This window comes from Desulfocicer niacini (genome assembly GCF_054657595.1).
Genome location: NZ_BAAHYK010000082.1, coordinates 1 through 12,209 on the forward strand (window position 1 = coordinate 1; position 12,209 = coordinate 12,209).

9 protein-coding genes are annotated in these 12,209 nt (G+C 48.1%); 4 read left to right on the plus strand and 5 right to left on the minus strand.

Annotation, left to right across the window (positions count from 1 at the left end; translation table 11 throughout):
• Positions 1-644 precede the first annotated feature (644 nt).
• Positions 645-824, plus strand: coding sequence for a thioesterase family protein (locus ACYQ2M_RS23800; RefSeq protein WP_459918893.1), 180 nt, complete (start codon positions 645-647; stop codon positions 822-824).
• Between the two features lie 145 nt (positions 825-969).
• On the opposite strand, the gene ACYQ2M_RS23805 is transcribed toward ACYQ2M_RS23800, so the two are convergent.
• The 4 genes from ACYQ2M_RS23805 to ACYQ2M_RS23820 all read right to left on the minus strand — a co-directional run bounded on the left by ACYQ2M_RS23805 (position 970) and on the right by ACYQ2M_RS23820 (position 7,771).
• Positions 970-4,065: an efflux RND transporter permease subunit gene (locus tag ACYQ2M_RS23805; protein ID WP_459918894.1), complete on the minus strand. Its 3,096-nt coding sequence runs from the start codon at positions 4,063-4,065 to the stop codon at positions 970-972.
• A 2-nt stretch (positions 4,066-4,067) separates the two neighbouring features.
• Positions 4,068-5,186, minus strand: a complete 1,119-nt coding sequence (locus tag ACYQ2M_RS23810; protein ID WP_459918895.1) for an efflux RND transporter periplasmic adaptor subunit — start codon at positions 5,184-5,186, stop codon at positions 4,068-4,070.
• Position 5,187: 1 nt separating this feature from the next.
• Complete coding sequence (locus ACYQ2M_RS23815; RefSeq protein WP_459918896.1) at positions 5,188-6,714, minus strand: TolC family protein; 1,527 nt, start codon at positions 6,712-6,714, stop codon at positions 5,188-5,190.
• A 70-nt stretch (positions 6,715-6,784) separates the two neighbouring features.
• On the minus strand, positions 6,785-7,771 hold the full coding sequence (locus ACYQ2M_RS23820) for a MipA/OmpV family protein (RefSeq protein ID WP_459918897.1): 987 nt from the start codon (positions 7,769-7,771) through the stop codon (positions 6,785-6,787).
• A 628-nt stretch (positions 7,772-8,399) separates the two neighbouring features.
• On the opposite strand from ACYQ2M_RS23820, the gene ACYQ2M_RS23825 reads away from it, so the two are divergent.
• The 3 genes from ACYQ2M_RS23825 to ACYQ2M_RS23835 all read left to right on the plus strand — a co-directional run bounded on the left by ACYQ2M_RS23825 (position 8,400) and on the right by ACYQ2M_RS23835 (position 10,819).
• Positions 8,400-9,113 (plus strand): response regulator transcription factor, encoded by a 714-nt coding sequence (locus ACYQ2M_RS23825; protein WP_459918898.1) that lies wholly within the window; start codon positions 8,400-8,402, stop codon positions 9,111-9,113.
• Positions 9,097-10,377, plus strand: coding sequence for a sensor histidine kinase (locus tag ACYQ2M_RS23830; protein WP_459918899.1), 1,281 nt, complete (start codon positions 9,097-9,099; stop codon positions 10,375-10,377). The genes ACYQ2M_RS23825 and ACYQ2M_RS23830 overlap by 17 nt, the downstream gene beginning before the upstream one ends.
• A 103-nt stretch (positions 10,378-10,480) precedes the next feature.
• The gene (locus ACYQ2M_RS23835; RefSeq protein ID WP_459918900.1) at positions 10,481-10,819 is read left to right on the plus strand and encodes a DDE-type integrase/transposase/recombinase; all 339 of its coding nucleotides are present in this window, start codon (positions 10,481-10,483) and stop codon (positions 10,817-10,819) included.
• Between the two features lie 49 nt (positions 10,820-10,868).
• Here the strand turns inward: ACYQ2M_RS23835 and ACYQ2M_RS23840 are convergent.
• The coding region (locus tag ACYQ2M_RS23840; protein ID WP_459918901.1) for an LTA synthase family protein at positions 10,869-12,209 on the minus strand (1,341 nt) is incomplete at its 5' end.

The following is a 12,209-nucleotide window of genomic DNA, read 5'->3' on the forward strand; positions in this document are numbered from 1 at the left end:
AGGGAGGGTAAGCAGCAATGTTTACTCGTAAGGGTTAGCCACCCACCCGTATCGAGCCTTGGGTCTATGGAAAAGATACACTTAGATTCAAGTAGGTGTCCGGACATCGGTGTTGCGAACCGGTAGGAAACGAGCCGTGACCCACGGAGTGGAGAAATCACGGATGGACTCACCCCACCGAAGCAATCAAATGTATCGAATGGAATGGATTAAGCGTAGGCAGAGAATCTTGTAGGCCGTAGGGGTGATCGTGCACCCTGAAGTGCTGGTACAACTTCGAAATTACAGTTGCGGATGCCGAGGGTTTTAACGTACGCCGAAGGCAACACAGAAGCATCCATTTTGGCGAGGATGTGGAGGTCCAGCGGAGTCATCAGGCCGTGGCAGGCAAGTAGAGATACGCTTTAGAACTCGGGAAGCCCCAGAGGTTCCAGAAAACTATTTGTATTGACGGAGAATCAAAGACAAATTGGTACATTACACATCAGAAATGCTTGAAGGTAAATTCTGGCGGGAGGAAAGCCGGCCTCCGGCCGATCCTCTACAAACCGAGCGGGAAAACCGCACGTCCGGGTCTGTGCGGGGGATGCCGGGTAACCGGCATTCCTACCGCGAGATGTGCCCCAAAATAAAGAGGTCAAACTATGATTGAAACATATAGAGGCGTAGTTTACCCAAATCAAATAGACCACATGGGACATATGAATGTGCAGTGGTACACTGCTAAATTTGATGAAGCAACATGGCATTTGTTTTCAGCAGTTGGTATTACGAATCAATATATAAAAGACAATCTTAGGCGGTGGCTGCCAATATACTCCTGAAAACAGATGTTAAGAAAATCAGCTTTATATTCCCAGATGCTTGGATATGTGTTATCGAAAAGGTATCTAATATCCTGTTAGGGGGGTGGGAAGGAGGTGTCTATTGGCGTAGAAACAATGTTGTAATCAACAATTTGACACTTGTTCAGGGATTAATTTGACCATGTTCGGGCTTGCCAACAAAAAAACAGAGCAATACCGGGAAAAGCAGCAAGGTAATAAAGGTGCTGATCATCAGGCCAAAGGCCATGGAAACAGCCGCAGGAATGAGGAACTGGGCCTGTTCCGAGGACTCAAGTATCAAAGGCAAAAGTCCTAAACAGGTGGTCAGGGTGGTTAAAAGTATGGGCCGGAACCGGTCGCAGGCAGCCTGTAAAACCGCCTTTTTCCCATGAATCCCTAAGCCCTGGACCGTATACACCCCGGACAGCAATACAATGGCATCATTGACCACCACGCCGGTCATTGCAATGATCCCCACCACAGAGATAATGGAGAGGTCATACCCAAGCAGGATATGTCCCCAGACCGCGCCGATAACGGCAAAGGGAATCACGCAAAGCACCAGCAAAGGTTTTATGGGACAATGGTAGACATAGACCATGAGCAGATACATGATTGAAAGGACAACGGCAAAGCCTGAACCAAGGGCGGTGAGCGCCTCGCTGTTTTCCTCCTCTTCCCCGCCGAAACGAACCTGAAGGCCCGGAAACTGCCGGACAAGGTCCGGAATAATATCGTCTTCGAGTGCATCTTCAATGTCATCATCCGAATACCCAAAGGCAATATCTGCGGACACAGGATATATCCGCACCCCGTCCCGCCGCATCAACTGTGTGGGAGACCGGTCCTGGGATACCGATGCCACCTGGCTTAATGGGACAAACCCGCCGTCATCAAGTTTGATCCGCAACCGGTCAAGGGTTTCAAGGCGGCTTCTTAAGGTTTTGTTTAACCGGACGCGGACGGCCACCTCCTGGCCGTTGTGGATAAACTGTGCCGCTTCAATGCCGTGGAACCGGTTACGGATCTGCTCGCCTAAACTTTGGGTGGTAAGGCCTTTAAGCAGCCCCTGCTCATTGACAGAAAACCGCAACTCAGGCTTTCCTGTGCGAACGCCATCATCAATGCTGCTTAACCCTGCAAGGGTGCGCATTCGTGTTCCTAAGGCCAGGGCTGCTTTCCTGGCCGTTTCCCGGTCCGGGTGCATCAGTTCAATCTGGATAGGTTCACCGCCGGAGATATTGGTTTCCCCGGTGAAATTTATGGCTTCAAGCCTGCCGGAGTCACCAAAAGCCTTTTGCCATTTCACGGCAAATTCCCGGCTTGACAGGGTTCGCTCCTCTGCTTTGGGAAGTGCTGCCAATACGGAGATATAATGGGTGCCGGCAAGGGTTTCCACCTCCACCTCTCCTTCTTCCAGACGTGTGCCGATCAAGGAGAGCAGCCCTTCAGATCTCATTTTGGATTGTTTAAACACCTGTTTGGCTGCCCGGACAAGCCGTGCCTGGATCGCCACGGATTCACTTTCAGCAGAGCCATAGGGAAGGGTCGCCTGGGCAATGACCGTGTCTGCATCAATGGTGGGGGTCATGCTGAAATTCAGCCATCCCCCGGACACAGCGGCAAAGGTGATTGCCAGAAGGCACAATGCGGTGACAAAAACAAGCAAAGGGGCTTTAATGCATGCGTCAAGCGTCCGGTGAAACCTGCCGTTGACAAAGCGTGACAAAAGCCGGTTGATTTTTTCCTGGGGAGCAGCCAGAAGGGCCAACCCCGGCATGGACCGCCCATGCCCACTTAAATGGGCCGGCAAAATCACCAAAGACTCTATAAGGGAAACCAGGAGCACGGGAATAATAACGCCCGGAATCTGTAAAAACAGATTGCCCATCTCACCTGGCACAAAACACATGGGCAAAAACGCAAGAATGGTTGTGGATACGGCCATGAGCAGCGGCCCGCCCATGGTAGTGCACCCTTTAAGAGCTGCTGAAAAAGGGTTCATCCCCTTATCCCGGTTAAAGTGTATGGCTTCACCCATGATAATGGCGTCATCCACCACCACACCAATGGTAATGATAAAGGCAAACAAGGAGAGCATATTAATGGTAAGCCCCATCAGATACATCAGCATCAGCCCGCCCAAAAGGGCAACCGGAATGCCTGCGGTCACCCAGAAGGCCACCGTCGGAGTCAGAAAAAGCCACAGCACCCCAAGTACCAGGACCAGTCCTGTGAGTGCATTTTCAACCAGCAGCATCATGCGGCTGTGATAGGCGGCAGCCTGATTTTCAAAAATCTGTACCCCCACCCCGCTGTATTTGGTGCATGCGGTTTCCCGGATAAATTGCCTGACGATCTGTGCCACATCCCCCGGGGACTGGCCGTCAACGGCAAAAATATCCAGCACCACAGCCGGACGCCCGTTAAACCAGCATTCAATATTGCCCGTGGCAAGGGTCTGCCGGACATCGGCAATATCCGACAGGTACACCATTTGCCCGTTTTTGCCGGCAATGACCGGGATGGTGCCAATCTGTTCTGCCGTGCGTTTTTGCGCATTTGTGCGCAAGCCCGTATCCCAGCGGGAGGTGTACAGGGTGCCCCCGGATAAATCCGTGGTGTTTTCCTCAATTTTTTCTGCAATTCCCGAAAGGCTCAGCCCGGTCTGCTCCAGGGTGTTTTCATCCAGTTCCACTGAAATTTCATGGTCTTTGGAAAAGGTCATCTCCACCCGGGCAAGGCCTGCTGTGGACACAAGATCGTTTCTGATATTTTCTGCGGCCTGCTGCAGAAAAACCCTTGGCTGGTCACCATACACCACCACAGAAAGGGCTTTTTCACTTTCCACGGACAAGGAGATTACCGGTGCACGTGCCTGCTGTGGCAGGGTGGTAATCCGATCCACCCGGTTTTTGACATCCCCCAGCATTTTCTGCTGGTCCACACCAAATGCCATTAGAATATCAATTTGCCCCATGCCTTCCATGGCCTTGCCGGTCACCCGCCGGACCCCTTTAAGGCCGCGCACGGCATTTTCAATAACCATTAAAACACATTGCTCCACCTCACCGGGGGAGGTGCCGGGCAGTTCCACCTCAATGGTAAGAATTGGCTCTATCCGGTCCGGCATCAGCTGTTGCCGGATTAACAGGGCACTGGCCAGTCCCCCGGCTAAAAGAACCACCATCAGGACATTGGCAAAAGCCCGGTTTTGTATCAGCTTTTCATAAAACATCACTAATTTTCCGTCTTAGATTCTGAATTTTGGGACGGCAGCGGCTGCAATGCCATACCGGCCAGGGGATTGGACAAATGGGATAAAACAAGCCGGGTGCCGGGGACAAGCCCTTTTACCACAACATGGCTTTGATCCCGCCCCAGAAGCGTAAAGGGGACAATGGTAAGGGTGTCTTTTTCATCCAGCACCCACACGGTATTGCCTGAGCGAACAGCTTCCCGGTCAATGACATACACATCGCTGTACGCTTCGCCCTGCAACGTCACAGAGGCATAACAGTTCAAAACATTTGTGTTACCGGTTTCAAATTCAACCAGGGCAGCCCGTTGTCCGGTTTCAGGATCGCATCCGGGCAGAAGTGATTTCACCCTGCCGCTGCAGGTTTTTTTGCCAGTGTTTATCAGGGCGACCGGCCGGGAGGTGTCCGGGACCATTTGCGAAGAAAATTTTGCAATAATATGAAAGGTGTCATTGCAGGCCAGGCGCAGTGCAACGGTGTCCGGACCGATCATCATGCCTTTTGAGACGGATTCCGAAAGAATAACCCCGTTGCATGGCGCAGTAATTTCAGTGCGATCCAGGTCATATTGGGCAAGATCCCGCCTGACCTTGGCTTTCTCCAGCTCTGCCCGGCAGGTGATGAGCTGGGGTTCGCGAAGCGCCAGTTGTTTTTCCTTGTCCGAATATTTTTTTTGGGATGCCAGCATCTGCCACTGGCGTCTGGCCACCATCTGCCGGCCCTCTTCCAGAAGTTGTGCCTGCTGTGCAGCCATACAGGCAGCCCGGGCCTTCTGGAGCTGCAACCGGTATTGACGGTCCTCCAGGGCAAAGAGTAAATCCCCTTTGCAGACTTTGGCACCCGGATACACCCCGGCAGCCACGTTTATAATTTTACCTGGAATCTCACTGCGGATATCTGTATATTCTGCGGCTTTGACAATCCCCCTTGCAGAAATTTTAAGCCGGTAATCCTCTTTTTTAAGACAGACCACGGAAACACCGGGAGCCTTAAACGATTTCACAGTATCTGCTTCCTGTTCATCGTTGGCCAGAATAAACCCGCAGACGGCAACGGTCAGACCAATGACCAATAAAATACTTATCCATTTTTTTATCATGTTAAAAATTTCCTAATGCTTTACTTCGCAAAACATCCGGGGCCGCCGTCTGCTCAAAAGGGCGTGCTTTAACCGTGGCTCCCAGGGACTGAAGTAATTGGGCACGATTGAGCAAAAGTTCTTTTTGGCAGTACATTTTGTCCTGCTCCAGCCGGTCCCGGCTGATATCTGCCAACAGCACGGATAAAAAGGTTTCTTCCCCATTGACATACCTGAACACGGCCTCATCAAAGGCCTGCCCGGCAATGGCCAGCTCCCGGTCAAAAAGGGTTAACCTGGAAAACAGATTCCTTTCCCTGGCTACGCTGTTTTCAATTTCAAGCAGTGCGTCAAGCATGGTCTGTTGCAAAAGAGCCAGAGCGGTTTGTGCCCTGGCCTTGCGCTGTTTGACCATCATGGCTTTGCGCCCGGCGTCAAACACCGGGGTCAAAAGATTGGCCAGCAGGCCGAGCGCGGAGTCATTGCCAATGGAAGCAGGGCTGCTGCCGCTCACTTCAAAGGAAAACCCGAAGGCAATGCGGGGAAGCCTGTCGGCAATGGCTGCGGCCACTTCTTGATCTGCAGCCTCCAAAGCTGCAAAAGCAGCAGAAAGATCCGGTCTTAAAGATAACAGTTGCTTTGGGCACGGCAGTGATGAAAGAGGTGTCAGACAAGGGAGTGTCTCCGGCGGCAAATTTTTGCCTGACGGGGAAAGGCCCAGTAAAATCGCATAGGCGTTGGCGGATGTCTTCTGGTTTATGTGAATGGTTGCAGCCGATTGTTCGAGCTGTGCCAGGCGCTGGGACTGTTGCAGGACATCCAGCCGGGTGCCAAGGCCCAAACCTGCCTTGAACCGGGTAAGTTCCAGGAGCTGATTATTTTTCTTTTGTTGCGCTTCCACAAGTTTTTCAAGAAGGACTGCGGTCTGGTGGTGAATCCAGTGACTTACCAGCCTTGTCTGTAGACCCAGAAGGGTTTGCCGGGCCAGGGCCTGTTGTTCCTCCACCAGCAGGGACGAGGCCTTTTTTTTGGCACGCAGCCGCCCCCAGACATCCGCCTCCCACTCAAATTGAGCGGAAAGAGTGTAGGTGTTGGTATGTGTTACGTGACCGTCATCCTCGGTTTCGCGCTCATTCTCATACTTGCCGCCCACGGAGAGAGGCGACGGCCCAAGAGAGGCTGCAACCTGGCCGTATTGCATGGCCGCCTGTTCCACCTTGCTGCGGGCGGCAGCAAAGGTATAATTTTGAGCCTCCAGACGTTTAATGTCCGTCAGCAGCCCGGAGCAGGGAAAACTTTGCTGCCAGGTAACCGAAACACCAGCTTCTTCTGCCCGGGTATTACCTATATTTTCGGGCAGGTGATCAAAAAGGTCTCCACGTTGTTCCACCCGGGCCACTGTGCAGCCGCACGAAAAGCACAACAGCAGCAATAACAGGCACAAAATTATTGGATTACGGGAAAAATACATGGGATTAAACCTATTAACCGGCTGGGACAGATGCCTGTCATTTAAAAAAGTCGATAATATTCCATTGAATTCTTTCATCTTTCGCCCCAGAACAGACCTTGATACCATGGAAGCCCGGCAGTCTTTTGTTTTCAAGATATGGCTGTTTTTAAAATTCGTATGAAACCCCGATGACACTGCCGAAAATGCAATCCTTGTCCTTATCCACCAGGGGACTGTCTTTGATTTCACTTCCCGGCAAGGTCAGTTCAACAGACCCAATCAAAGAAAAATTATAGAAAAGCTCCCGTTGGAAAAAGAGTTCAACCCCTGCCTCGAAGCTGGAACTTGGGGAATAAAGAGATCTGTCGGAACGCACCTCATGGGCTGACACGCCATAGTAATAATCAACCACTTTACTGCTCATCCAGGTCAGGCTGACACCGGGACGAAATTCGAACTTGCCGATATCAAACTGCCTTGTAATTTCCAGGCTGGCCTGCTGGCCCTTGTGTTTGCCGGAAATATCCTGCATCACTTCAAGCCCTGCGGCCCATTTGCCCATTTGCTTTTCTATCTGCAATCCCGCACTATAGGTATTATCAAGCTCATCCATACCAGTGAGGTACTTATTGTCATCCGGATCATATCCCTCCTCATTTACATAGGAGGCTTTGGCTGTAAAATTGACACCTTTAAACTGATAAAAAGTGTACATGGCCTCAATCCCATCATAGGCCTGAAGTTCAAATCTGCCGTTTTCATAGTGCAGAAACGGGGCCGGATTGAATTCAGAGTCTTCGCCTTTATAAAATGCGCTTTCCCACTGCCCTCCCAACCCGATGGTAAGAGACCCGCCAATGAGAGGCAAAGAGGATTTTTCCTCAACATCAAGGATCTCGCCCTGGTTTGAAACAATGACCTCCAGTTCATTTCCATCAGCGGTTTGCAGTTCAACTTCCGTTACAGGCAACCCCTGCCATGTGTCTTCACGCTGTTCGGTGATCCGGGCACCAGGATAAGCAGACTGGATAACATCGGTGGTATTCACCCCGGATGACCCTGCCATGGCAGACACCGGTACAAACAAGGCCGGGCCCGACATCAGCACAAAAAAGATAAGACTGCGGTAAAACATAATTATTGTCGATTTCATAATTTTTCTCCCATTGATATAACGGCCACGGGCCGACCTGGGCTATCGACTCCCAGGTTTCGACCCAGAATAAAGATAGAAAGTAATTCAACAACTTATTGAGACTTTCTTCTAAACAATTGATGTCAGGTGGGCATGCAGGCTCAAACCTGCTGCAATTTTTCACCATTCTGGTGGGACACTACCAAGGCCCGGGTGAAATAAATGTTGAATAAAAATGAAAAATTCGTGAAATATTGATCTTTCACCCCCCGGGGCCGGGCATGGCAATTCCTTTGGACATGTATTTCACTTTTTTTTCACTTTTCTTTTACTTTTTTTTCAACACTGCTGTTCTATAGTTCGGAGCGCAGATCATCTGGGGTCTGCATGGAATTTTCGAGAAGGCAGCTCTTACAAACGGTTTACTATGTAGTGTCGGAATGAGAACCTCTCGTTTGGCCGGCAAATGGATATTAATACAAAAGATATATATAATAGGGTATAATCCTCATAGCGGCCATGGACCGGCCCGGTCCTTTGACCTGAAACCAGCCTGCAATAAATGCCGGCGGGACACAATGGAGCCATGCCCGGTTCTTTCATGTATCTGACCAGGTAAATCCGGTATGAAGGAGAAGAAACCCGAATGCGAATCACAAAACCAGACCAGCCATTGCGTATCCTGCTGGTGGAAGATGACCAGGGGATTGCAGAGAATATTTCAGACTATTTTGAAGCCCGGGGCCATGTACTTGACTTTGCCCTGAACGGCATTGCCGGCCTGCACCTGGCCCTGACCCAGACCTATGATGTGATGATCCTTGATATCATGCTTCCCGGAATGGACGGATTGACTCTTTGCAGGGAATTCAGGGCAGCGGATACATCAGCAATTCCCATTCTCATGCTCACGGCCCGGGACACATTGCCTGACAAAATTCAGGGTTTTGAAGCCGGAACCGATGATTATCTGGTAAAACCCTTTGCTCTTCAGGAACTGGAAGTCAGATGTTATGCCCTGATCAAACGCCATGCCAATGCAAAAAAATTCGATTTTCAAGTGGCGGATTTGGAAGTAAACACGGCCACCCGCAAAGTTCAACGCTCAGGAAGACCCATTGAACTGAACCGGGCCTGCTTTTCCATTCTGGAAATGCTCATAAAAGCCTGTCCCCATGTGATTTCACGAAATGATATGGAATATGCTTTGTGGGGAGATATGCCCCCGGGCAGCGATGCATTGAGAAGCCATATGTATATGCTGAGAAAAAAAGTAGACAAACCCTTTTCCTATGCCCTGATCCATACGGTACACGGGGTGGGATACAAATTGGAGGCCCCTGATGAAATACCGGTATAGCCTTCGCAACAGAATCGTTATTGCCTTTGGGGTATTCGGGCTTTTCCTGGCCATGACATACTGGTTTTTCATAGATAGTTCCATGGGACTTGTGGAAGACAATGTTTTTAAAAACCGGCTGAAAAACGAAATCAACTATTATCTTGAACAAATTAAGATAAATCCGGACTCCCCCTTGCCCTCTTCCCGGTATATCAAAGCTTATCTTGATCCTGACAACATGCCAAAAGCGTATAAAAATATGGTGGCAGGGCTTTCGGAAGGATTTTATGAAACAGACGGCCCCGGTTCTGTCAAAGGGCCCGGGGATCTGCACCTGGGAATTAAAAAAATTCCCGGCAAAGGTCTGCTTTATCTGATTTATGATGTGGGAATCCTTAAGATGGAGGAAAAATACGAATCCATTGTTGGGGTAGGCCTGTTCGGTACATGCTTGCTTGTGGCAGCCATTGGCGCAGGTCTTGGAGCAGCTATTGCCGGAAAAGTCATTGAACCCGTAACGAAATTGACTGATATTATTGCAGAAAGCGACCCGGATCATCTGCCGGTTAATCTCTCCTCTGCCTTTGCCCGGGATGAGATCGGGTTTCTGGCCCAAAACCTGGAGCAAAGCATGGAACGCATCCGGGATTTCATTGAACGGGAAAAGGCGTTTACACGGGATGCCAGCCATGAACTGAGAAATCCGATCACTGTTGTAAAAGGGGCTGTGGAGCTGATTTCCCAAATGCCTGAATACCAGAATAAGGCAATTCAAAGGCCGGTGAAGCGAATCGATAAAGCCATGTCCAAAATGGCCGTAACCATTGACACCTTTTTAATGCTGGCCCGGGAAGATGCAATATTGAAATCAGGGCAGTCCTGTGATGTTAAAGCCCTTGCCCGAACAGCCTTTGACGAACACCGGGAGCAATTTGAAAATCCGTGGGTTGAAACTCAATTCCAGGCCATTGCCACCCCCAGGGCCAATGCGCCCTCGGCTGTGTTCAGAATTGTCTTGGACAACCTGTTGCGTAATGCATTTTATTATACTGCCAAAGGGCGGATTTGTCTGACCGTGGGCCAGAATTATGTCCGGGTGGCAAATTCCGGGGCCGGGGATACTTTATCAGCAACGCCTGAGGCATGGCAAAAACATCCCAGAGGTCACGGATTCGGCCTTAATATTGTCAAACAGCTTTGCGATCGGTTTGGCTGGCACCTGGACATGACAGCAGGGCCCGGAGAGGAAACATGTGTTATCTTGACATTTTCAAGCTTCTGATATTTTTTTATACCCCAACATTGCCTAAAATTTGGTTCTGTGGCAAAGAATTCTGAATTCATATTAAAAGTATTTCCTCAAACTCAAATACCAGGGGAAATGTATGGTTGATAAGAACCCCGCTTATCCTGCAGCGATCAAGGAACCCAGAGAGGAAGGATTCCTTCCGGAAGCTTGTGAAGTCAGACAAATCAAGTACTTGAACAATATCGTTGAACAGGATTATCGGTTTATCAAGCGGCGAGTTAAACCCGGCCTCGGTTTTCAATCCTTTCACACGGTTTGGAGGGCGCTCAGGGGGTATGAGACCATGCACATGATTCGAAAGGGACAGGTTGAAGAGGTTAAAAAGGAGATGTTAAAAATCAGATCAAATTCATCGAAAATCTGTTTGAACTTGCCACGTAAAAGTAAAAAGGATCCAATCCAAGCCCTTCTTTAACCCGAAATTTTTTTTGCAACACAACCAACTACAGTATATAATTGTGCAGCTATTTGATATTGTAATTTTCTTTATTTATGTATAAATATCTACTCGAATAGATAAAAGACAATCCATTATATACATCAGTAGTATCCGATTCTATTTTTTCTTTATGGTAATTATAGGTCTGTACATGCTTATTCTTTTTGTAAATAATAAATTTATCGGGAAGCATATACGCAAAGTTCTTCTTTTGAGCTAAAAGAATAGCTGAGTTCCTTTCGTTTTTAAAAATAGACTCACCCATTGTTGGAATCGTATCGCTTATTCCTGCAACATCAAGGAGAGTTGGAGCAATATCAATTTGTGATGCAATCTTATTATATTCTTTACCACCTTCAAACTCTTTAGAAACAATAAGAGCAGGGATTTTATATTTATCAATTGGAACATCAAACTTACCATATGCGTTGTTGTTATGATCGGCAATAAAAGCAACAACCGTGTTCTCCATAAATCCTTTATCTTTTAACTCTTTAATAAATTTCCCTATTGCATAATCGGCATATTTAATGGAGTTTGCAAACCCATCAAGCTTGGCCTCTTTATATGGTTCAACCTTTCCTCTTGGATAATCAAACGGTTCATGACTTGACATTGTAAGCAACGTTAAAAATAGAGGTTGTTCATCACTTGCTTCAAGTAAATCAACTGCCTTACTATACAAATCTTCATCACAATATCCCCAAGTATATTTCTGCAGATGAGCCCCAAAATCCTCTTTTCCCATAACATTGTCATAGCCATTCGATAAAAAGAACCCTCTCATATTATCAAAGTCCACATCACCCGAGTATAAAAACTCCGTTTTATAATCTTGTCTTTTAAATGTTTTCGCAACGGTATAAAAATCTTTTTGCGACTTAGCTGCCTTAACATACTCTCTTGTTGGCAGTGGATACAATGATGTTAAAATTGATGATACACCCCATGATGTTCTACTTCCCGTTGCGTAAAGGTTTGTAAAGTACAGTGACTCTTTTGTTAGTGAATCCAAATTTGGTGTTGTTGGTGTTCCACCTAAATACCCAACATGCTCATGACCAAAACTCTCGAGAATCACCAGAATCACATTCTTCTTTTTTGGAAACTCTGACTTTTGAGACCTTACAAGATTTTGGGTATTATTTTCAATTCCAGTTAATAATTTCACATTATCAATCGCCTCTTTTGATGAAATTTTTCCATACTCATAGAACTTCTCTTTCTCCAGTAAATACTTTGCGTAAAGGATTGAGAAAATCGAGTTATTGGCTATCTCATTGTGCACATTTGAGTTTGAAAATGTGTAGTACCCTTGGTTTGGTGTTGAGGAGTCGAGTGATGACCTGACTCCGATAAATAGAAT

Excerpts from the sequence above, each read along its gene's own strand:
- ACYQ2M_RS23820 (WP_459918897.1), bottom strand. The coding sequence starts at position 7,771 with ATGAAATCGACAATAATTATGTTTTACCGCAGTCTTATCTTTTTTGTG.
- ACYQ2M_RS23815 (WP_459918896.1), bottom strand. The coding sequence starts at position 6,714 with ATGAAAGAATTCAATGGAATATTATCGACTTTTTTAAATGACAGGCAT.
- ACYQ2M_RS23835 (WP_459918900.1), top strand. The coding sequence starts at position 10,481 with ATGGTTGATAAGAACCCCGCTTATCCTGCAGCGATCAAGGAACCCAGA.
- ACYQ2M_RS23800 (WP_459918893.1), top strand. The coding sequence starts at position 645 with ATGATTGAAACATATAGAGGCGTAGTTTACCCAAATCAAATAGACCAC.
- ACYQ2M_RS23825 (WP_459918898.1), top strand. The coding sequence starts at position 8,400 with ATGCGAATCACAAAACCAGACCAGCCATTGCGTATCCTGCTGGTGGAA.
- ACYQ2M_RS23805 (WP_459918894.1), bottom strand. The coding sequence starts at position 4,065 with ATGTTTTATGAAAAGCTGATACAAAACCGGGCTTTTGCCAATGTCCTG.
- ACYQ2M_RS23830 (WP_459918899.1), top strand. The coding sequence starts at position 9,097 with ATGAAATACCGGTATAGCCTTCGCAACAGAATCGTTATTGCCTTTGGG.
- ACYQ2M_RS23810 (WP_459918895.1), bottom strand. The coding sequence starts at position 5,186 with ATGATAAAAAAATGGATAAGTATTTTATTGGTCATTGGTCTGACCGTT.